The organism is Paraburkholderia sejongensis (genome assembly GCF_020880815.1).
Classification (GTDB): Bacteria; Pseudomonadota; Gammaproteobacteria; order Burkholderiales; family Burkholderiaceae; genus Paraburkholderia; species Paraburkholderia sejongensis.
The window spans coordinates 826,460-848,002 of the sequence record NZ_JAJITD010000001.1; the positions used below are offsets into that span (position 1 = coordinate 826,460).

General features: G+C 64.8%; 21 protein-coding genes. 4 read left to right on the top strand and 17 right to left on the bottom strand.

The genetic code is table 11. From position 1 onward, the window contains the following. Positions 1-140: 140 nt before the first annotated feature. From LJ656_RS03480 to LJ656_RS03495, 4 genes are all read right to left on the bottom strand, one after another. Positions 141-1,235 carry a BMP family ABC transporter substrate-binding protein gene (locus LJ656_RS03480; RefSeq protein ID WP_230507866.1) on the bottom strand — a complete coding sequence of 365 codons (1,095 nt, stop codon included), beginning with the start codon at positions 1,233-1,235 and terminating at the stop codon, positions 141-143. A 58-nt stretch (positions 1,236-1,293) separates the two neighbouring features. Continuing rightward, positions 1,294-2,223, bottom strand: coding sequence for an ABC transporter permease (locus tag LJ656_RS03485; RefSeq protein ID WP_230507867.1), 930 nt, complete (start codon positions 2,221-2,223; stop codon positions 1,294-1,296). 31 nt (positions 2,224-2,254) lie between these two features. Then, on the bottom strand, positions 2,255-3,358 hold the full coding sequence (locus LJ656_RS03490; RefSeq protein WP_230507868.1) for an ABC transporter permease: 1,104 nt from the start codon (positions 3,356-3,358) through the stop codon (positions 2,255-2,257). A gap of 100 nt (positions 3,359-3,458) precedes the next feature. Next, positions 3,459-5,057 carry an ABC transporter ATP-binding protein gene (locus tag LJ656_RS03495; protein ID WP_230507869.1) on the bottom strand — a complete coding sequence of 533 codons (1,599 nt, stop codon included), beginning with the start codon at positions 5,055-5,057 and terminating at the stop codon, positions 3,459-3,461. Positions 5,058-5,362: 305 nt separating this feature from the next. On the opposite strand from LJ656_RS03495, the gene LJ656_RS03500 reads away from it, so the two are divergent. Further along, a complete protein-coding gene (locus LJ656_RS03500) occupies positions 5,363-6,295 on the top strand; it encodes a LysR substrate-binding domain-containing protein (protein WP_230507870.1) in 933 nt (310 codons plus the stop codon). Between the two features lie 25 nt (positions 6,296-6,320). Here the strand turns inward: LJ656_RS03500 and LJ656_RS03505 are convergent, their stop codons facing one another. Then, positions 6,321-7,709 carry an 8-oxoguanine deaminase gene (locus LJ656_RS03505; protein WP_230507871.1) on the bottom strand — a complete coding sequence of 463 codons (1,389 nt, stop codon included), beginning with the start codon at positions 7,707-7,709 and terminating at the stop codon, positions 6,321-6,323. Positions 7,710-8,347: 638 nt separating this feature from the next. Between LJ656_RS03505 and uraH the strand changes: the two genes are divergently transcribed. From uraH to LJ656_RS03520, 3 genes are all read left to right on the top strand, one after another. After that, the gene (gene uraH / locus LJ656_RS03510) at positions 8,348-8,701 is read left to right on the top strand and encodes a hydroxyisourate hydrolase (protein ID WP_230507872.1); all 354 of its coding nucleotides are present in this window, start codon (positions 8,348-8,350) and stop codon (positions 8,699-8,701) included. A gap of 87 nt (positions 8,702-8,788) precedes the next feature. Continuing rightward, positions 8,789-9,982, top strand: coding sequence for a urate hydroxylase PuuD (locus LJ656_RS03515; protein WP_230507873.1), 1,194 nt, complete (start codon positions 8,789-8,791; stop codon positions 9,980-9,982). A 208-nt stretch (positions 9,983-10,190) separates the two neighbouring features. Continuing rightward, on the top strand, positions 10,191-10,463 hold the full coding sequence (locus tag LJ656_RS03520) for a helix-turn-helix domain-containing protein (RefSeq protein WP_230507874.1): 273 nt from the start codon (positions 10,191-10,193) through the stop codon (positions 10,461-10,463). Between the two features lie 171 nt (positions 10,464-10,634). Here LJ656_RS03520 and LJ656_RS03525 read toward each other — a convergent pair whose 3' ends face one another. The 12 genes from LJ656_RS03525 to LJ656_RS03580 form a co-directional block, all read right to left on the bottom strand. Then, a complete protein-coding gene (locus tag LJ656_RS03525) occupies positions 10,635-11,147 on the bottom strand; it encodes an ureidoglycolate lyase (RefSeq protein WP_230507875.1) in 513 nt (170 codons plus the stop codon). Then, complete coding sequence (alc, locus tag LJ656_RS03530; protein WP_230507876.1) at positions 11,144-12,154, bottom strand: allantoicase; 1,011 nt, start codon at positions 12,152-12,154, stop codon at positions 11,144-11,146. Before alc ends, LJ656_RS03525 begins: the two co-directional genes overlap by 4 nt. An 85-nt stretch (positions 12,155-12,239) precedes the next feature. Next, positions 12,240-12,761, bottom strand: a complete 522-nt coding sequence (gene uraD, locus LJ656_RS03535) for a 2-oxo-4-hydroxy-4-carboxy-5-ureidoimidazoline decarboxylase (protein WP_230507877.1) — start codon at positions 12,759-12,761, stop codon at positions 12,240-12,242. Continuing rightward, positions 12,758-13,708, bottom strand: a complete 951-nt coding sequence (puuE, locus tag LJ656_RS03540) for an allantoinase PuuE (protein WP_230507878.1) — start codon at positions 13,706-13,708, stop codon at positions 12,758-12,760. Before puuE ends, uraD begins: the two co-directional genes overlap by 4 nt. Positions 13,709-14,004: 296 nt before the next feature. Continuing rightward, positions 14,005-14,865 carry an aspartate/glutamate racemase family protein gene (locus LJ656_RS03545; protein WP_230507879.1) on the bottom strand — a complete coding sequence of 287 codons (861 nt, stop codon included), beginning with the start codon at positions 14,863-14,865 and terminating at the stop codon, positions 14,005-14,007. A 79-nt stretch (positions 14,866-14,944) separates the two neighbouring features. Continuing rightward, entirely contained in the window at positions 14,945-16,426 is a 1,482-nt protein-coding gene (locus LJ656_RS03550; RefSeq protein WP_230507880.1) for an NCS1 family nucleobase:cation symporter-1, read from the bottom strand. A gap of 391 nt (positions 16,427-16,817) precedes the next feature. After that, entirely contained in the window at positions 16,818-17,519 is a 702-nt protein-coding gene (locus LJ656_RS03555; RefSeq protein WP_230507881.1) for a GntR family transcriptional regulator, read from the bottom strand. 322 nt (positions 17,520-17,841) lie between these two features. Continuing rightward, a complete protein-coding gene (gene ldcA / locus LJ656_RS03560) occupies positions 17,842-18,768 on the bottom strand; it encodes a muramoyltetrapeptide carboxypeptidase (RefSeq protein WP_230507882.1) in 927 nt (308 codons plus the stop codon). A gap of 64 nt (positions 18,769-18,832) precedes the next feature. Beyond that, positions 18,833-19,441, bottom strand: a complete 609-nt coding sequence (gene tadA, locus LJ656_RS03565) for a tRNA adenosine(34) deaminase TadA (protein WP_268998469.1) — start codon at positions 19,439-19,441, stop codon at positions 18,833-18,835. A 92-nt stretch (positions 19,442-19,533) separates the two neighbouring features. Further along, positions 19,534-19,935: a DnaJ family domain-containing protein gene (locus LJ656_RS03570; RefSeq protein WP_230507884.1), complete on the bottom strand. Its 402-nt coding sequence runs from the start codon at positions 19,933-19,935 to the stop codon at positions 19,534-19,536. A gap of 45 nt (positions 19,936-19,980) precedes the next feature. Beyond that, positions 19,981-20,568 (bottom strand): 2'-5' RNA ligase family protein, encoded by a 588-nt coding sequence (locus LJ656_RS03575; protein WP_230507885.1) that lies wholly within the window; start codon positions 20,566-20,568, stop codon positions 19,981-19,983. 194 nt (positions 20,569-20,762) lie between these two features. Further along, a partial coding sequence (locus tag LJ656_RS03580; RefSeq protein ID WP_230507886.1) for a DUF2827 family protein occupies positions 20,763-21,543 on the bottom strand: 781 nt, incomplete at its 5' end.

A 21,543-nucleotide genomic window follows, 5' to 3' on the forward strand; every position in this document is an offset into this window, starting at 1 on the left:
GCGTCCCACCGAGATGCCGCCGCCCTGCGATGCGGGCGCGGCGGCCGTAAAAAAAGCTGCGTTCAACCCGGGTTGAACGCAGCTTTTTCATTACCCCGCAGGTTTGAGCGGCACCGCCGCCAGCCCGCATTACGTCCAGCTTACTTCGGCAGCGATCCGTCGACACCCTCGACATACCAGTTCAGCCGCTGCAACTCCGGATCGGTCAGCGTCTTGCCGGCCGGCACCTTGACCGTGCCCGACTGATCCTTGATCGGCCCGGTGAATACGTCGCGCTTGCCGCTCGCCAGATCGCCGCGCGCGGCGGCGACCTGTTTCTGCCCGTCGGCCGGAATCGCCGAATTGTTCAGATCTTCGAGATCGACCGCCTTTTGCGGAATGCCCCACCACACCGGATCGTTCTTCCACTTGCCGTCGAGCACCTGCTGGATCACCGCGGTGTAATACACGCCCCAATGCGCGACCACCGAGCCCAGATGCGCGCCCGGTCCGAACTTCTTCATATCGGAGTCCCAACCGAACGCGTACACGTGCTTGTCCGACGCGGTCGCGAGCGTCGCGGTCGAATCGGTGTTCTGCAGCAGTACGTCGGCGCCCTGGCCGATCAGCGTTTCGGCCGCCTGCTTCTCCTTGCCCGGATCGAACCAGCTGTTGATCCAGATGACCTTCGTATGCACCTTCGGATTGACCGAGCGCGCGCCGAGCGTGAACGCGTTGATGTTGCGCACCACTTCCGGAATCGGCACCGACGCGACGAAGCCGAGCGTGTTGCTCTTCGTCACGTAACCGGCCGCGACGCCGGCCAGATACGCGCCCTGGTACATGCGCACGTCGTAGGTGCCGAAGTTCGGCGCCTTCTTGTAGCCGGTCGCGTGCAGGAACACAGTGTCCGGAAAGTCCTTCGCGACCTTCAGCTGGAAGTCCTGAAAGCCGAAGCTGGTGCCGAAGATGATCTTGTTGCCCTTGTTGGCGAGATCGCGGAACACCCGCTCGGAGTCGGCCGATTCGGGCACGTTCTCGACGCGGGTGATCTTGATCTTGTTGCCGAACTTCGCTTCGGCCTCCCTCGACCCCTGGTCGTGCGCGAAGGTCCAGCCCGCGTCGCCCGGATTGCCGAGGTAGACGAACGCGACGCCGGGCACGTCGGCGGCCTGCGCGGACTGCGCGAGCGGCGCGCTCAATGCGAGCGAAGCCGCGCCCCACGCGAAGGCGGTCAGCAGATTTCTTCTCTTCATGTTGTTCCCCTGTCGTATTTAGCGAATCATCGTGAGCGGATCTAATCCTGCGCGGCGCTCAGCCCGCGAGGAAAAACGGTTTGCCGAGCGAGGCCGGCGCATTCAGGCGGATCGTGTTCGGATTGCGCGAAATCAGCGCGAGCACGACGATCGTCGCGACGTACGGCAGCATCGCGAGGAACTGCGTCGGCACCGGCACGCCGATCGCCTGCGCGTAGAACTGCAGCCCGGTCACCGCGCCGAACAGCAGCGAGCCGATCAACAGACGCCCGGGCCGCCACGTCGCGAACACGACCAGCGCGAGCGCGATCCAGCCGCGCCCCGAAGTCAGATTCTCCTGCCACAGGTGCAGATTGACGATCGAGTAATAGCCGCCCGCGAGCCCCGCCATCGCGCCGCCGAACGCGACCGCGCCATAGCGCACGCCGACCACCGGAAAGCCGACCGAATGCGCAACTTGCGGCGACTCGCCGATCGAGCGCAGCACCAGCCCGGCGCGCGTGCGATACAGGAACCAGCCGATCGCCGCGAACATCAGGAATGCGAGGTAATCGAGCGGCGTCAGCGTAAACAGCGCGGGGCCGAGCACCGGGATTTTCGACAGCCCCGGGATGGTCCACGTGTCGATCGTCGCGCGCGCGGCGGCCGACGTGTACGGCTTGCCGACATACGCGGACAGTCCGATGCCGAAGATCGTCAGCGACAACCCGGTGGCGACCTGGTTGGCGAGCATCGTGAGCGTGAGGAAGCCGAACAATAGCGACATCGCGAGCCCGGCGCCGACCGCGGCGAGCACGCCGAGCCACGGGTTGCCGGTGATCGCGGTGACCGCGTAGCCGCTGACCGCGCCCATCAGCATCATCCCTTCGACGCCGAGATTGAGCACGCCCGACTTCTCGGCGACGAGTTCCCCCGCGCCCGCGAACATCAGCGGAATCGACGCGGTGATCGCGCTCGACGTGAGCGCACTGGCTTGTTGAATATCCATAAGCAAATCGATACGTGGATTAACGGGCGGATCAATGAGCGGCGGCCGTCGCCCGGCGCCGTACGCGGTAGTTCACGAACAGGTCGGCGCCGAGCAGGCAGAACAGCAGCAAGCCCTGGAACACGCCGGATAGCGCCTGCGGCAACTGCATCGAGGTCTGCACCGCTTCGCCGCCGAGATACAGCAGCGCCATCAGCAGACTCGCGAGCACGATGCCGAGCGGATGCAGCCGGCCGACGAACACGACGATGATCGCGGTGAAACCGTAACCGGGCGACCACGTCGCCTGCAACTGGCCGATCGGTCCGGCGATCTCGCCCATGCCGGCCAGACCCGCGAGGCCGCCGCTGATCAGCAGCGAGGTCCAGATGGTCTTCTTGTCGGAGAAACCCGCATAGCGCGCGGCAAGCGGCGCAAGTCCGCCGACGTTCATCCGGTAGCCGGCGAAGCTCTTGCGCATGAAGAGCCAGACCAGCGGAATCGCGATCAGCGTCAGGAAGATCGATGCGTTCAGGCGCGTGCCGCGCAGCCATTTCCAGTGCCAGTCGCCGTACAGCGTCGGAAACAGCGCGTCGCCGCTGAACATTTCGGAGAGCGGAAAATTCATCCCCTGCGGATCGCGCCACGGCCCGCTGACCAGATAGATCAGCAGTTGGGTCGCGACGTAGGTCAGCATCAGGCTGACGAGAATCTCGTTGGTGTTGAAACGGCTCCTCAGGAACGCGGGGATCGCGGCCCACGCCATCCCGCCGGCGACGCCGGCGAGCATCATCGTCGGCAGGATCCACCAGCCGCTCGCCTGATCGAAGTAGATCGCGACACCGCTCGCGGCGATCCCGCCGAGCAGCATCTGCCCTTCGGCGCCGATGTTCCATACATTCGCGCGATAGCCGATCGCCAGCCCGAGGCCGATCAGACACAGCGGCGACGCTTTGAGCAGCAGCTCGGACCAGCCGTTGACGCTGGACAGCGGTTCGATGAAGAACGCGTGCATCGCCTGCAACGGATCGCGGCCGACGAGGCCGAAGATCAGGAAGCCGATCGCGAGCGTCAGCAGCGCGGCGATCAGCGGCACCGCGAGCTGCATCGCGCGGGACGGCGACGTGCGGGCTTCGAGTCGGTAAGGAAGCATCATGGTGGAGTGGAGTCGTTCTGGTTATGGGGTTGCGGCTCAGGGACGCGTTAGGGTCGCGGGCAATGCCTGCCCGGTGCTCGAACCGTTTCGTATTCCCGCTTCATGCATGCGCGGGCTGATCGGCCGCCGGCGCCGCGCCCTCGCGATCGCCGAACAGCCCCGACATCCAGCGGCCGATTTCCTCCGCGTTGGTCGCGCCGGTCGCGCGCACCGGCGAGAGCCGGCCGCCGGCCAGCACCGCGATCCGGTCGCAGATATCGAACAGCTCTTCGAGCTCCTCCGAGATCACCAGAATCGCGACGCCGCGCGCCGACAGATCGAGCAGTTGCTGCCGGATGAACGCGGCCGCGCCGACATCGACGCCCCACGTGGGCTGCGCGACCACCAGCACCTTCGGCGCCTGCAAGATCTCGCGGCCCATGATGTATTTCTGCAGATTGCCGCCCGACAGACTTTGCGCGAGTGCGTCGGGGCCGCCGCAGCGCACGTCGAACGCATCGATGCAGCGCTTCGCGAACGCGCGCATCGCGCCGGCCCTGATCCAGCCGGACTTGACCATGCTCTGCCGGTGCGCGGTCAGCAGCGCGTTGTCGGCCAGACTCATCGCCGGCACCGCGCCACGGCCAAGCCTCTCTTCCGGCACGAAGCCGAAACCGAGCGCGCGCCGGCCGCCCGCGCTCAGGCGCGCGGCGGGCTTGCCGCAAATCGCGATCGCATCGGCGCGCACGCTGCTTCGGTCCGCGCGCTTCTCGCCCGACAGCGCGGCCAGCAATTCGGCCTGACCGTTGCCCGACACGCCGGCAATGCCGAAGATTTCCCCGGCATGCACGCTGAACGACACGTCGCGCAGCGAGGTGCCGAACGGATCGTCGCTCGCCACCGACAACTGCTTCACGTCGAGCAGCAGCGCGCCCGGCTTATGCTCGCGGCGCGTGTAATCGGGCAGCGAATGACCGACCATCAACTGCGCGAGCGACGCGTGCGTCTCCTGCTTCGGCTGCACGCGACCGGTCACGCGGCCGCCCCGCATCACCGTCGCGCTGTCGCACAGTTCCTGAATCTCGTCGAGCTTGTGGCTGATATAGAGGATGCTGCAGCCTTCGGCCGCGAGCCGGCGCAGCGTCATGAACAGCTTGCGCACCGCCTGCGGCGTCAGCACCGAAGTCGGTTCGTCCATGATCAAAAGGCGCGGATTCTGCAGCAGGCAGCGCACGATTTCGACCCGTTGCCGCTCGCCGACCGTCAGGCTATGCACGTGGCGCTGCGGGTCGATGTCGAGACCGTAGTCGGCCGACACCTCGCGGATGCGTTTGGACAGCGTTTTCAGATCAAACGGTTCGTCGAGCGCGAGCGCGATGTTCTCGCCGACCGTCAGCGTCTCGAACAATGAGAAGTGCTGAAACACCATGCCGATGCCGAGCTTGCGCGCGGCCGCGGGATTGGCGATCTCGACCGTCTCGCCTTCCCAACGGATCTCGCCCGCGTCGGGCCGCACCGCGCCGTAGATGATCTTCATCAGCGTGCTCTTGCCGGCGCCGTTCTCGCCGAGCACCGCATGAATCTCGCCGGGCGCGACGCTCAGCGTGACGTCGTCGTTGGCGCGCACGGCGGGGTATTGCTTCGTGATGCCGGTCAGCGCGAGCCGCGGTAGCGCGTCGCCGCGGGTCCGGGCGCCGTCGCCGGAAGGAAAGTCGCTCATAGGATTCCGTAATGCTTTCATGACGCCGCCTGGCGCGTGATTGTCACCTGCATGCTGCCTGAATACCGACCGTGGTTACCGCCATGCATCGCGCAACGCTGCTGCGTGCGGCGCGCCGATCCGTCACCACAACCGGATGACGATACCCAATTCAATCCGCTCAGTCGAGCCGACAAAATTCGCGCAAACCCGCGTCACAGCAAGCGCTGCGGGTATCTCTGCCTTGACGCGGATTTTCGTCCATATTAAAAGCCATATAACCCCACGCCCACTCGATCAGCCAGCCCATATATTTCGGAGAACCCATGAGCCAGCAACGCGAGGCGATCGACACGTACCTGCTGCGCGTGTTGCACACGCTATTGATGGAGCGCAGCGTCACGCGCGCCGCCGTCAAACTGAATCAATCCCAACCCGCGATCAGCGCGGCGCTGCGCCGTCTGCGCGACATCACCGGCGACCCGCTGCTGGTGCGCGGCAAGTCCGGCATGGTGCCGACCGAGTACGGCCTGCGCCTGCTCGAACCGGTGCAGAACGCGCTGCGCGAAATCGAGCGCATCAAGTTCCAGCAGCACAACTTCGATCCGGCCACGTCGATCCGCTGCTACCGGATCGGTTGTCCCGACTATCTGAACGTGCTGTTCGTGCCGACGGTCGTCGAGCGCTTTCGCCAGGCCGCGCCGAACGCGACGCTCGAATTCCATTCGCTCGGTCCCGCGTTCGACTACGAACTCGCGCTCGAAGACGGCAAGCTCGATATCGTCGTCGGCAACTGGCCGGAGCCGCCCGAGCAGTTGCATCTGTCGAACCTGTTCGTCGATCAGATCGTCTGCCTGATGAGCAATACGCATCCGTTCGCCAAGCGCGGCAACCTCACGCTCGACCAGTATCTGAACGCGCCGCATCTCGCGCCGACGCCGTACTCGGTCGGCCAGCGCGGCGCGATCGACGTGCACCTCGCGCGCGAGCGCCTGAAGCGCCATGTGGTCGTCACGCTGCCGTACTTCAATCTGGCGCCGTACGTGCTGATCAAATCGGATCTGATCTTCACGACCACGCGCCTGTTCGCCGACTACTACGCGAAGTTTCTGCCGCTGACCGTGGTGCCGGCGCCGCTCGATTTTCCGCCGATGCAGTACTACCAGTTGTGGCACGAACGCGTGCATTACTCGGACGAAGTGCGCTGGCTGCGCTCGCTGGTGGCGGAGGCGACCAAGACGCTGATCGACAAGCCTTGAGCGAAAGCGCGGGACCCGTTCCCGCCTAAGCCGCCGCCTGATACAGCTCGCGCGCGAGGCGGTTGTGCCGCTCGATCACCGGTCCGAGTTCCAGCGTCGCCAGTTGCCCATCCTTCACGACCACCTTGCCGTCGATCACGCTCACGCTCACCTGCGATGGCGCGCAGAACACCAGCGCGGCCACCGGATCGTGCAACGCGCCGGCAAACAGCGGCTGACGCAGATCGAACGCGACGAAATCGGCCGCCATGCCGGGTGCGAGCGCGCCGATGTCGTCGCGATTGAGCACCCGCGCGCCGCCGAGCGTCGCGATTTCCAGCGCCTCGCGCGCGGTCATCGCATCGGGCCCGAAACCGACCCGTTGCAGCAGCAGCGCCTGGCGCACTTCGGCGACCATCTGCGCGCCGTCGTTCGACGCCGAACCGTCGACGCCGAGCCCGACCGGCACACCCGCCACGCGCATTCGCCGCACCGGCGCGATCCCCGATGCGAGCCGCATGTTCGAACACGGACAATGCGCGACGCCGGTGCCGGTGCGCGCGAACAGTTCGATGCCCGCTTCGTCGAGTTGCACGCAGTGCGCGTGCCATACGTCGCGACCGACCCAGCCGAGATCGTGCGCGTACTCGGCCGGCGTCATGCCGAACTTCTCGCGGCTGTACGCGACGTCGTTCAGGTTCTCCGCCAGGTGCGTATGCAGCGACACCCCATACTCGCGCGCGAGCAGCGCCGATTCGCGCATCAGATCGCGGCTCACCGAAAACGGCGAGCATGGCGCGACCACCACGCGCAGCATCGCGTAACGCCCGTCGTCGTGATACGTCTCGATCAGCCGCTGGGTGTCGGCCAGGATGTCCGCCTCGCGCTCGACCACCGAATCGGGCGGCAAACCGCCCTGTTTCTGGCCGACGCTCATGCTGCCGCGCGCCGCATGAAAACGCATACCGATGCGGCGCGCGGCGGCGATGCTGTCGTCGAGACGGCTGCCATTCGGATAGATATACAGATGGTCGCTCGATGTCGTGCAGCCGGACAGCAGCAGTTCGGCCATCGCGGTCAGCGTCGACACTTCGATCATCTCCGGCGTCAGGTGCGCCCAGACCTTGTACAGATTCGTTAGCCAACCGAACAATTCGGCGTTCTGCGCGGCGGGAATCGCGCGCGTCAGGCTCTGGTACATATGGTGATGCGTGTTGACGAGGCCCGGAATCACCAGATGGCCGCGCAGGTCGAGCACTTCGTCGGCGCTCGCCGGCAACGTGTCGGTCGGCCCGACCGCGACGATGCGGTTGTCCTCGATATAAAGGCCCGCGTCGCGCAGTTCGCGGCGCTCGCCGTCCATCGTCACGAGCACGTCCGCGTGCTTGACGAGCATCGTTTTGCCGGCTTGCCGGGGTGCTGGGTTCATCGTCATCCGTGTTCTCCGCCTGATTGCGTGCATGCCAAGCCGTTCGAACGCGATGCGGCGGCACGCGCACCGTGCCGCCGCGTTCGCGTGAACGCCGTAGGCCCGGTTACCCAGCGTGGTTGCGCCGTCTTCGGGGGTTGCCGCGAGGTCACGCAAGCACTCGCGTCGCCTCGCAGCGGCTGCGCCGCGTCCGGACTGCTCGCGAACCGCATCGGGTTCGGATCGGGTTCGCATCGGGTTCGCATCGGCCGCGCCGCATAGCCGTCACCTTCGGTGACCAAAATCGCGCTGACAACTCGCGCCGCTGCGATACCGGGGTTCAGACCATTCATATAGTGGTGCTTTTTTGGCGCCGGTACGATCGTCTCAGAAGCCGGCGGACCGCGCGCGGGTCGCTCGCGTCGCGCCGCCGGCAACGGTCCACGCGCATCGCATCGCGCGTGATTAGCGGCCCATCATGCGGCAATCATTATCTTTCCTATCGCTCGCGCGCCGGATGCACGATCCTTTTTACAATGGCTGCCACGGCGCTCGCTTCAGTTCGCCGACGGGTATGTAGCCACTGACGTGGAGCCTCGATCCGCCGCCAACGTAATGGATCGGGCCGCCGCCGACACCTCGCATTCACACAAGGACAATTGCGAATGGGCAAGCTCACTACCCATGTGCTCGACACCGCGAACGGCCGTCCCGGCGCGGGCATCAAGGTCGAACTCTTCGCGCTCGCGGGCGAATCCCGCCGCGCGCTCAAAACCGCCACCACCAATAGCGATGGCCGCTGCGACGAGCCGCTGCTCGAAGGCGCGGCGCTGGTCGCCGGCGAATACGAACTCGTGTTCGGCGCGGGCGACTATTTCGCATCGATCGGCACGAAGGTGCCGGAGCCGCGCTTCGTCGATCGCGTGGTGCTGCGCTTCGGTATCGCCGACGCCGGCGCGCACTACCACGTGCCGCTGCTGGTGTCGCCGTGGTCGTACAGCACGTATCGGGGAAGTTAATTAGTTTCCCCAGGCGGTTTGCGCACAGGGAGCGGCGCCGATACGAAAGCGTCGCCGCGCACAATGAATCAGAAGTGGAGGAGTTTCATGGAAGGCTTTATCACCGACTGGCTGAACCTCGCGATTCGCTGGTTCCACGTCATCGCCGCGATTGCATGGATCGGCGAATCGTTCTATTTCGTCGCGCTCGACAACAGCCTGAAACCGCCGCAGGACCCGAATCAACGTCGTCGCGGCGTATTCGGCGAGCTGTGGCACGTGCACGGCGGCGGCTTCTACAACATGCAGAAGTACACGGTCGCGCCGCCCGAGATGCCGGAGGACCTGCACTGGTCGAAGTGGCCGTCGTACACCACGTGGCTGTCGGGCTTCGGACTGTTCACCGTGCTGTATCTGTTCTCGCCGACCACTTACCTGATCGATAAAAACGTGCTCGACATGGGGCCGGTGGTGGCGGTCGCATCCGCGATCGGTTTTCTCGCGGCCGGCTGGATCGTCTACGACTCGCTGTGCCGGATTCTCGGCAGCCGCGACAAGCTGCTCGGTATCTGCGTCGGCGCGTACGTGCTGATCGCGGCCTACCTCGCGTGCCATATTTTCGCGGGCCGCGCCGCGTACCTGATCATGGGCGCGATGCTGGCGACGATCATGTCGGCCAACGTGTTCTTCGTGATCATCCCGGGCCAGCGCAAGATGGTCGACGCGATGCTCAAGGGCGACACGCCGAACCCGATCTACGGCAAACGCGGCAAGCAGCGCTCGGTGCACAACACCTATTTCACGTTGCCGGTGGTGTTCGCGATGCTGTCGAACCACTACGCGATGACCTACACGCATCCGTACAACTGGGCGGTGCTGGTGGTCATCATGCTGGCCGGCGCGCTGATCCGTCAGTTCTTCGTGATGCGTCATCGCGGCCAGGTGCTGTGGTACCTGCCGCTCGTCGGCGTCGCGCTGATGTGCACCGCGCTCGTGTGGACGATGCCGCGCCCGGTAGTGCCGGTCGCTCAGGCCGCCAATGCGCCGACCGTGAAGGTCGCCGATATCGCGCCGCTTCTGCAACAGCGCTGCGCGGCTTGCCACTCCGCCCATCCGACGATGATGGGCAGCGCGCCGGCCGGCGTGCTGCTGGATACGCCGGAGCAGATCTCGCAGAACGCGCAGCGGATCTATCAGCAGGCGGTGACGTTGAAGGCGATGCCGCTCGGTAACGTCACGCATATGACCGATGACGAGCGGACGAAGATTGCCGCGTGGTTCGAGGGGGGCGCGGCGAAGTAGGCTTTGCGGCGGGCTTGTCGCGGTAGCGATGGGCTTTGGGCGGAGGTTTTTTGCCTGAGTGACTTGCGGCTCGATCGGCTTTAGCCGATCGGGCCGTTTTTTTTGAAGCCGGAAACCATCGGTCAAGCCAGCTTCGCAACGGCCTTTGTGTCGCCCAGGGGCTACAATCTTCCAATAATGCGTCGAATTTGACGCCCAAGGGCTACAAATGACCAATCTCGCCGATGTCGCAGACATGCTGAAAGCCCTCCGCCGTGACAGCAAGCTGTCGCAGGAGGAACTGGCGCGCCGTGCGGGCGTCGCCCGCACTGCGGTCGCACGTATGGAAACGCTCGCGAAGAACGACATGAGTGTGTCCGTGCTCGTACGCTTGCTGGAAGCCGCCGGTTACGATCTCAAGTTCGTTGCGCACGGCCACGACCGCACGCTCGAAGACATCCTCGCTGAACAACGCAATGAGAACCCTGTTGCGCCGTATTGAAGCCCGAAGTCCGGTTGCCCGGCAGACGCCATTACCCAAGACGCGTCGACGTAGACTTCGACCCGGCACGCCAGTCACACCGCCACCTTCAAAACAAAAAAGCCCACGGCCAAAACCGTGGGCTTTTTCTTCAGCAATCGACATCGCGGGACTACCCCACGACTTCCACCATCAAACCGCCACCGCGCTCAACGCATCTTCGGTGAGCCACAACGACTCCGCGAGACCCTGCTCGTTCAGATTGAGCCCATCGCCACCCCGATCGATGACGATAAAGTCGCTCACCTCGCCCAACGCAATCAGCGGATGGTGCCACACGCCCTTCGCGTAATTGACGCCTTGCCAGCCGCTCGTGACGAACGCGCGAATCTTGCCCGCATCCAGCTCGCCGGCCGGCGCGACGACCACGAGATACGGCCTGTCGTTCAGCGGCACGAACGCCTGGCTGCCGAGCGGATGCCGCTCGAGCATCTTCACTTCGAACGGCAACTCGCGCGGCTGGCCGCGAAACAGATTCACCAGCGTCCGGCCGTTCTGCTCGCTGACGTCCACCTTCGCGAGATCGTGAAAGCGGATCGTCGTGCCCAGGTTGATCGGAATCTGCTTCGCGCCTTCGAGTTCGATCACGTCGCCGAACGCGGCGAACGCCTCCCTGGTCAGCGGTTCGATAGCGAGCGTTTTCATTCGAGCGTACCCCACAGACGCAGACGCGATACCCCGCCGTCCGGATAGATGTTGAAGCGCACGTGCGTGACCGGCCCAAGCGCCGCAATCTCGCTCTCGAAGAAATGCTGCTTGTCCATCTGCAGCTTCTGTTCGCCGAGCAGCACCGGCCAGAACATTGCCTGCGTGATGAGCGAGCTGTCGGTGCCGCCCTTCACGTACGCGGCCTGGATCGAGCAGCGGTCCGGATAGTTGCCCTTGAAGTGCGCGGTATCGACTTCGATCTTGCGGATCACGCCCGGCTGCGCGAGCGCGACGATCGCCCAGTCGTTGCCCGGCTCGCGACGCCGGCGCGTTTCCCAACCGTCGCCCATGTTCACGCCGCGGCCCGGCATCAACAGCGTCGACGCTGCGCCGAAGTGCTGGTTGTTCTCGCCGACCAGGTATGCGCCGTTTTCCATCGCGGCCAGATCGAACTGCTCGGTGCGGCTCGCGCCGGCCCAGTCGACCTGCGGCTGACCGTACACGCGCAGTCGCGCGATGCCGCCGTCCGGATAGATATTCACGCGCAGATGCGTATAAGCGTTGGCGTCGCCGACTTCGAGGTAGTGATGGCTATTGCCCTGCAACGTGGTGGACGGCACGATCTCGGTCCATTGCGTCGCCTGGTTCGGCGCGCCGTCGATCACGCGCGCCGCTTCCACCGACGCCGCCGGCGGGAAATTACCGGTGAAATGGCTGGTATCGAGGTCGAGCCCCTTGATCACGCCCGGGCGCGCGAGCTTGACGACGCACCAGTCGTAGCCGGTCGTGCGTTTGCGGCGGGTTTCCCAGCCGTCCATCCATTTGCCGTTGTTGTCGTACTTGCCGGGGATGAAGACGGCTGGCTCCGGATTCAGCATGCGGTCCTTCGGCGCGAAGAATTCGTCGCTGGCCTCGAGCGCCTGCGCGCCCAGACGCGGGTCCGCCAGGTTCACATACCGGCGCGTGAATTCCGGGGCGTTCGGGTCGAGAATCGGGAGTGCCATCTTAGTCGTCCTTGATATCGTATGGGGCTTAAAAAAAGTTGCGGTTCTTCGGTGTCGGCGCGCGTCTTACGGATTGCGAATTGCCTTATGCACCGACCAGATCGTCGAGCCGCAAACGTGCGATGCGATAAATCTGTTCGAGGCTCGCGCGCAATTCGTCGGCGCGGCTATTGTTCACCCGCGACTCGAAGTTCGCGATGATGCCGTAGCGGTCGTAGCCACGCACCGCGAGAATGAACGGAAAACCGAATTTCTCGCGATACGCGGTGTTCAGCGCCTGCAGCTTGTCGAACTCCGCCTGCGTGCATTGCGCGAGACCCGCGCCGCTTTGTTCGCGAGTCGACTCCGCGGTCAGCTCGCCGCGCACCGCCGCCTTGCCGGCCAGTTCCGGGTGCGCGTTGATCAGAGCCAGTTGCTTCTCGGCGCCGGCTGTCTCGACGATCTCCGACATCCGCTTGTGCAAGGCATCGACGCTCGCGAACGGCCGCTCTACGGCCGCGACTTCGGCGACCCACGGCGAGTGCTCGAAAATCCCCGACAGCGCCGCGACGAACGCGTCGTTGGAAATGCTGTTGAGTTGGTCCAGGGTGTATTGCATCGCCTTCATGCCGCCGCCTCGCGGTTATCGGGTTGGTAGGGATGAACTTCGTGCCAGTGTCGCGCGATATCGACGCGCCGCGTGACCCACACGCGATCGTGCTGTTCGATGTGATCGAGAAAACGCTGCAACGCGCGGAATCGTCCGGGGCGTCCGAGCAGCCGGCAGTGCATGCCGATCGACAGCATCTTCGGCACTTCGTCGCCCTCTTCGTACAGCACGTCGAACGCGTCGCGCAGATACGTGAAGAAGTGGTCCGCGGTATTGAAGCCTTGCGGGGTCGCGAAGCGCATATCGTTGGTGTCGAGCGTGTACGGCACGATCAGTTGCGGCACCTTCGCGCCGCCCGTCACCTCTACGTCCATCCAGAACGGCAGATCGTCGCCGTAGTAATCCGAGTCGTACAGAAAGCCGCCGTATTCGGCGACGAGGCGATGCGTGTTCGGGCTGTCGCGGCCGGTGTACCAGCCGAGCGGCCGCACGCCGGTCACGCGCTCGATCGCTTCCATGCCCAGCCGCATATGCTCGGCTTCCTGCTCCGGCGCCATGTCCTGATAGTGAATCCAGCGGTAGCCGTGACACGCGATCTCATGACCGAGTTCGACGAACGCGCGCGCCACTTCAGGATGCCGTTCGAGCGCCATGCCGACGCCGAATACCGTCAGCGGCAGATCGCGCTTTTCGAATTCGCGCAAAATTCGCCATACGCCCGCGCGCGAGCCGTATTCGTAGATCGACTCCATGCTCATGTGGCGCGCCGGATAGGCGGCCGCGCCGACGATCTCCGACAGGAACTGCTCGGAGCCGGGGTCGCCGTGCAGCACGCAGTTTTCGCCGCCCTCCTCGTAGTTCAGGACGAATTGCACCGCGATACGCGCTCGCCCGGGCCAGTTCGCGTGCACCGGGTGGCGGCCGTAGCCGATCAGATCGCGTGGGTAGTTCGAATCGAGTGGCATGGTTTGACGGATGCGTAGTGACGGGATCAGGAATGCGCGTGAAGCCCGGGCGGTGCGCACATTTAAAGTAAGTACCGCTACGGTTTTAAAGCTTTCGGCGAGCAGCGCGTGGTTGCCTGCGCTGGCGTGCGATGCAACGCTTCCGGCGCACGCCAGCGGTGTCTGATTTTCCGCCGGGTGCCGCCTTCAGCGGCCGCCGCAACTGCCGCTAGTTGCCGTTACAGCCGCCGCGCCGAGTTGACCCAGTGTAGCTAAAACACCCCGTCGCGCCCATACAGCGACGCAGATAGTGCGTGTTACGCGGAGTGTATGTGCGAAGCCGCCGGGTCGGCGTTTACCCGCAACTCGGCGGCACCGTTCAGCGCGCTCGCCGCATCGGCCGCCGGCGCATGACGCTCGCCCGGCGCGGCCACCGGCTCGACGACGCCGGGGCTGAATGACGCCAGCGCGCCGTCGTAGCGCTTCGCGAGCGGCCGCGCATAATCGCCGCGTTTGGCGGTCGCGAGCCGCAACGCGACCAGCGCCTCGGTCCATTTGACGGCCGCCGTCACCCCTTCGATCACCGGCGCGCCGAGCGCGTCCTCGATCTGCGCGCACAGCTCGGCCATCCCCGCGCAGCCCAGCACGATCGCGTCCGAGCCGTCTTCATCGAGCGCGCGCCGGCATTCGTCGAGGATGATCCGGCGCGCCGCCGAGCCCGGCTTGTCGAGATCGAGCACCGCGACGTCGCTCGCACGCACATTGCGGCAGAAGCGCTTCATTCCGTAGCGCTCGGCCAGATGCCACGCCATCCCGCAGGTGCGCGCGAGCGTCGTCACCACCGAGAAACCCGGCGCGAGCACGCTCGCAGCATGCATCGCCGCCTCGGCGATGCCGATCACCGGCCCGCGCGCCAGCTCGCGGGCCGCGTATAGCCCCGGATCGCCGAAGCACGCGATCACGTAGCCGTCGCAGCCGTCGCGCTCGCCGGCTGCAACCTCGGCGAGCAGACCGGGGGTGGCGAGTGCCTCGTCGTAATAGCCTTCGATCGACGGCGGCCCCATCGTCGGATTGACCGCGATCACTTCAGTGCCGGGCGCCGCAACTTCGCGCGCGCAGCGCCCCATCGCCTCGGTCATGCGGTGCGTCGTGTTCGGATTGATCAGTTTGATGCGCATAACGACTCCTGTTCGACTTCTGTTGCGGGGGTGCGAACCTGGCTGCACCCGCCTGGACCCTTTCCCGAATCCGCCCGATTCAGCGGACCAGCAGCCGATAGAACAGCGCGCCGAGCCCCGCGCCGATGAACCACGAGAAATTCGCGCAACCGTCGAGACCCGGCACCATCACGCAGACCACCGCGATCAGCGCGGCCGGCAGCAACGCGGCCACCGCGCGATAGTTGACGCCGTTGCGATACCAGTACGAGCCATTCGGCGCGACCGAGTACAGATCGTCGAGCACGATCTTCTGACGCTTGACGAGGTAGTAATCGACGATCAGGACCCCGTACAAAGGTCCGATGAAGCTGCCGAGCACGTCGAGCGTGTAGTGAATCACCGACGGGTTGTTGAACAGGTTCCACGGCGTGATGAAGATGGAGGCGACCGCCGCCAGCATGCCGCCCGCGCGCCAGCTGATCAGGCGCGGCGCGACGTTCGAGAAGTCGAACGCCGGCGACACGAAGTTGGCGACGATGTTGATGCCGATCGTTGCGATCGTGAAGGTCAGCGCGCCGAGAATCACCGCCATCGGATAGTCGATGCGGCCGACCGTTTCCACCGGATCGGTAATCAGTTCTCCGAACACCGGCAGCGTGGCCGCGGTGGTGATCACCGTGACCAGCGAAAACGCGAGGAAGTTGACTGGCAGGCCCCAGAAATTACCGCGCTTGACGCTGCGAAAGCTCTTGCCGTAGCGCGAGAAGTCGCCGAAGTTGAGCATCGGTCCGGAGAAGTACGACACCACCAGCGAGATCGCGGTGATCATCACCGGCACCACTTCCATGCCGTGATATTTGACGCCTCCGAGGTTGATGCCGATGTTGCGCCAGCCCGCGCGATACACCATGTAGCCGGCCAGAATGAACATCACCACGTACACGGCGGGGCCGGCGAAGTCGATGAACTTCTTGATCGTCTCCATCCCGTGCCAGAACACCAATGCCTGAAGCACCCACAGCAGCATGAAGCCGGCCCAGCCGAGCGTCGACAGACCGAGCATGCCATGCCGGTGCACGTCCGCGTACGGCAGCAGCTGCGGCACGAACTTCAGCACGACGATCACCAGCGCGCTCGAAGCCAGATAAGTCTGGATTCCGTACCATGCGACCGCGATCAGGCCGCGAATCACCGCCGGCACGTTCGCGCCGAGCACGCCGAAAGTCGCGCGGCACGCGACCGGATACGGCACGCCGTTCGCCTGGCTCGGCTTCGCAATCAGGTTGCACAGCACGTTGACGATCGTGATGCCGACCAGCAGCGCCACCAGCACCTGCCAGCTCGTCAGGCCGAGCGCGAACAGGCTGCCCGCGAATACATAGCCGCCGACGCTGTGCACGTCGGACATCCAGAACGCGAAGATGTTGTAAGCGGTCCAGTTTTGCGCGCGTAGCGGCGCGAGGTCTTCGTTGTAGAGCCGCTCGCTGTAGCCGGCCGGGATCGACGAATTGACCTGAGTTGCGCCGTCCGCATAGTTCGAAACGGGATGACTGCCTGGCGATGCACTGAACTGAGCCATGATTCCTCCTTTGAATGGGGACCGTCGATCGAAAATCGAAGGACATTGCATCGGCCATGCCAGTCGCTTGCCTCTCGCGCTCGCCTCGTGCTCGATTGCGCTCGCAGAGGCTGGCGCCGACAGTGCCGGCCGAGCCGCGGGTGTCTCCGTACTGAAGTACTTGTGCTTATCGCATCGCCGGCCGCCGCGGATTTCCGGCGATGCGTGACTGCCCGATAACCGTCGCGTGGCGACGCACGTGCGTGTTCAGGCCGGCGGCGCCGCCTGGGGCCGCCTTGCCATGCTCGATGTGGTTTCAGTTCAACTCAGTGCGGCGCGCACCAGCAACGGGCGCTCGCCGGCTGTCTGCCTCAGCCTCGGGTGGACCTGGCTGCGGCTGTCTTCAGGATGTTTATTTCGACGCCAGCGCGCCGAATACTTCGTGCAAATCCGCCGCGCCGCGCGCGGGACGCTCCAGCATTTTCAACTCGACGCTTTGCAGATGGCGCGACATCAGCGCCGCCGCCTGTTTCGCATCGCCGGCGTCGAGCGCGGTGAGAATCGCTTCGTGGTCCTCGAACGAGCACGGGCTGCGTCCGAGCGACTCGTACAGCGCGGAAATCAGCGTGGAGCGCGCGACCAGCCCATGCAGACAATCGCACAGCACGGTGTTGCCGGTCAGACTCGCAAGCTCGGTATGAAACTCGCCCGACAGGCGGATCCACGCCGGAAAGTCGCGCGTTTCGAACGCCTTGCGCTCGCGGCCGATCATTGCGCCGATGCTCTTCAAACGCCGCATGCCGTGTCCGCTACAGATCTTTTCGACGACGGCCAGCTCGATGATGCGGCGCATTTCGAATACCTCGTGCACCTCCTGCAGCGACGGACTCGCGACAAACGCGCCGCGATTCGGCTCGAGGTCGACGAGGCGTTCGCCGGCCAGTTGCGACAGCGCCTGGCGGATCGGCCCCCGCTTCACGCCGAATACTTCGCAGAGCTGAGCTTCGGTCAGCTTCGCGCCGGGGGCCAGCCGATGCTCGAGGATCGCGGCGCGGATACGCTCGGCGATCGCTTCGGGTTTCGCACTGCTCGCGGCGGAATCGGTGTCGGACATGATGTGCGTCTCGGTATGTTGGTCATCATAGGATGGACACAAATATTGTCAACAATTTTTGCGTCGATTTTTGACAGTTTCGGGGTGACGGGTATGGTGCGGTGGCCGCAATCCCCGGCTGGCCGGCCTTCCGCTGAGAATCTTACCCGATGGAAGTGGCGCAGCCGGTTGATGTAGACAGGTTTTTGTCAACAAAAGCTGCGTATATTGGCGGGTGGGGTGGGCGGCTGGGACGACAAAACCAGGACGGTTAGTTGCGTTATCGGGATTGAAAAAAGAGCGGACTTTGAATCTGTGCAACGACCCGTTGCACAGATCGCCATCACGCCAGATACGGATACCCCGACACCGTCAGCCTGAACCCCTGCGAGTTGGCAACCAGCCGGGCATCGGCGCCCACCGGCAACGTCACCATGTTGCGGATATGCCCGAACTGCAAACCGGTGATGACCGGAATGCCGACCAGCGCGCGCACCTGCTCGATCATCGCTTGCAGGTCGTAGCCGTTGTCGTAGTCATATTGCTTGCCGCCCGAGAAATCGCCGAGCACAAGCGCCTGCTGCTGCGCGAGGATGCCGGCCAGATGCAACTGATAGATCATCCGCTCGATCCGGAACGGCTGCTCGTTGACGTCCTCGAGAAACAGGATGCCGCCCTGCACCGGCGGCATATACGGCGTGCCGACCAGCGATGCCAGCACGGCCAGATTGCCGCCCCACAACATGCCGGACACGTCGACGGTTTGCGTCTGCGGGGTGTTGCCGGTCACCGTGATGGTGGGCTTCGTCAGCGCCGACCAGAAGTGCTGCATCGTGAATTCGCTCACTTCGTCGGCGCCGAAATCGCTCATCAGCATCGGGCCGCCGAAGGTCTTCACGCCCGCACGCGCGAGCAGCGCCATCTGGACCGCGGTGAAGTCGCTATGGCCGACCAGTGCGATCGGCTGATCGGCGAGCCGCCGTTGCAGGCCTTCGTAGTCGAGTCCGTGCAGGATTCGCACCGCGCCGTAGCCGCCGCGCACCGCGAGCACGACGTCGGGCAGATCGCGCGACGGATCGGCGAGCCGGTTCAGGTCGGCCGCGCGTTCGCCGTCGGTACCCGCGAAGCGCTGATAGCGACGCCGCGCGGCGTCCTCGCCTTGCACCCGGTGCCCTTGCGCGCGCAGCCGATGCAACGCGCGATGCAGCACCTCCGGATCATGCGGATAACCGGACGGCGCGATCAGTTCGATGGTGCGATGAGCGGTCATGGCGAGACCTGTTGGGTGTGATTGTTTTGAAGCGGTTTGGCGGGTGGCGGATCGTTACCCGATGCTATCCGATGCTTCCCGATGCTTCGTCAGCGCCCTGCCCTTCGCCCCGCGCGGCTGCGCGCGCTTCCCGGCTCGCGCGGCGCCGCTCCGCGAAAAACGACTTGAGCGCCGCGCCGCATTCGGCTTCGAGCACGCCGCCGCAGACCGTCGTGTGATGGTTCAGTTGCGGATTGGCGAACGCATCGACGACGCTGCCGCACGCACCGGTTTTCGGATCGCGCGCGCCGAACACGACGCGCGCGATGCGCGCATGCATGATCGCGCCCGCGCACATCAGACACGGTTCGAGCGTCACATAAAGTTCGCAGCCCGGCAAACGATAGTTGGCGAGCGACTGCGCAGCCGCGCGCAGCGCGACCATTTCCGCGTGCGCGGAAGGATCGTGCGCGCCGATCGGATGATTGAAACCCTTCGCGATCACTTCGTCGCCGCGCACCAGCACCGCGCCGACCGGCACCTCACCGGCTGCGCGCGCCTCTTCGGCGGCCGCTTGGGCGAGCGCCATGAAGCGCAGATCGCGCTCGGACACGGGTGGCGTCGCGGGCAATTCGGGGCATGTGGGCGATTCGGGCAATCTGGATGGTTCGGGCGGAGTGGCGGGTGCAGTCATAGCAAGCTGGGCCTGGCCGGCCGCGTCGGCCCCAGCGTCATTGTCAGGCTGCGCCGACGCGCCCAGCGCACCGGCGGGAACGAGCGGCTCGTTCACTGCGAACCCGCATTGGCCGTTGCGCCGCTGCCGACGCGCTCCGACAGTCGCTCGGCGATCCGCCGGCAGTATTCGCGCGGCAGCACCATCGGGCCGCCGCGCAACGATTCGAGCGCCATATCGAGCGCGAGGATGCGGGCCTGCAGACGGCAAAGGGTCGCCTGATCGCTCACGGCATTGAGCTCCGTTTGCAGGTCGCGCAACGCGCGCAGCTGCTCGACGGCAGGCGGCACGAAACCCGCATTCTTCAGAATCCGGTTGGCGACGCGTACTTCTTCGGGAACCAGCGCATCGTCGTCCAGCGCCAGCGGCGCGCCCGCGCCGGGCAAATCGTCGAACTCACCGCGCGCGGCGGCGGCGGCAATACGCTGTTCGACAAGCGCATCAAGCAATCTCATCTGCAATCCACTACGTTGCGGCCCGAGCATTCTATCAGGGAGCCTTCACGGCTTCCCGGCCAACGACCAGCGCGCCAACTCGACATGCTGGTTGCGCCCGAGCAGGCTGTGGACCAGCACGAATTCGCGCACGTTCCAGCAGACCGGCTCGACCGGCCGGCGCTCAGCCCAGGGCATTCCGTACGCCAGCGTCACATGCGGCGTAAAACGCGCATCGGGCTCGATGCCAAGTTCGCCCAACGCCGCTTCGAGCGCATCGTGAAGCGCATGCAAACCCTGCACGCCATCTTCGCCGACCAACACCGCGGGGCCCGGCCGGGGCTTTTTGGCAAAGCTCGTGAGCGCGTCGAACTCGACCGTGAACGGCGCGATGCTGAGCGTCGTCGCTGCCCGCCTGGCCCCCTCGATACGTTCGTCCGGCAAGCCGCCCGCGAAGTTGCCCAGATGCCGCAGCGTCACATGCAGACGGTTCGCCGCGAGCGGCTTGCTGCGCACCCGCGCGTCCGCGCACAGTTGCTGCGCGAACTTCGCGATTCCGGCCGCGGTGTTGCGGTCGGGATAGACCGCGAAAAAGAGTCCGTCCGTGGGTGGTGGCGGCGCCTCGAGCCCGGGCAGCCATAGTTGTTCAGGCATCTTGCCTCGTTCCTTCGCTGGGTTTGCGGGCCCGCTCGGGCGCGTTCCAGTCATAGTACTGTACATTCATACAGTATAGAGGATCGAGTCGTAAAAAAGGGGCCATCTGCGCACTGAAGGACCTGGCCGGCGCGCGGCGCTGCTCGATCCACGCGCGAAGCCCCGATGATCAATCTCTCGATGCGAGCGCGCGCCTAGCGCAGCGGCCGCGCAATCAGATCGTCGAGCAGCGCGGCATAGGTGGCGACCACTTGGCGATCATCGGGCAGAAAACGGACAATCCCGGTGCGCTGCTTCTCGCGATACCACGACGCATGCGCGTCGTGATTTTCGAGCGCTTCGATCGCCTTGCGCGCGCCCTCTTCCACATCGTTGCCGCGGTAGTAGTAACCGAGGTCCGCGCACAGATGCGCGTTGTGCACGAGCGGATAACCCTGCCAGCACACTTCGAGGTAGAAATAATTGAGCGGGTTTTCGAGTTGATGGGAGATCACGATATCCGTGTTCTGCGCGAGAAAAGTCGGCGTTTCGTGGCGTCCCAGAAACACCGCCTTGTGATTGCGCACGATATCGAGCTGATTCATCAGCGCGATGAATTCCTTGCTTTCGCGCGCGATCCGGTCGGCATTGGTGACCTGCAGCAGCTCGACGCTATCGGGCCGCTGCCGGTACACCAGTTCCGCAATCAGCGCCGGATACAGGCAGAACTTCACGACGTTGATGTTCGGCTCCATCACGCTGAGCCGTTTCGCGCCATCGCGCGGCTGGTACACGCCGGCGTTCGGCAGGCTTTTCACGCGCTCGTCGAGAAACATCGGACTCCAGACGAACGGCACCGCCCGCGCGCTCTGTCGGCGCAACACCTCGAAATACGAACGGCTGATATGGTCGACCTGCGGGATCATCCAGATATCGTCGTAGCGCTGGTTGACGAACAGGTTTTCGCCCCACATCGGCTTGCGAAACAGAACCGAC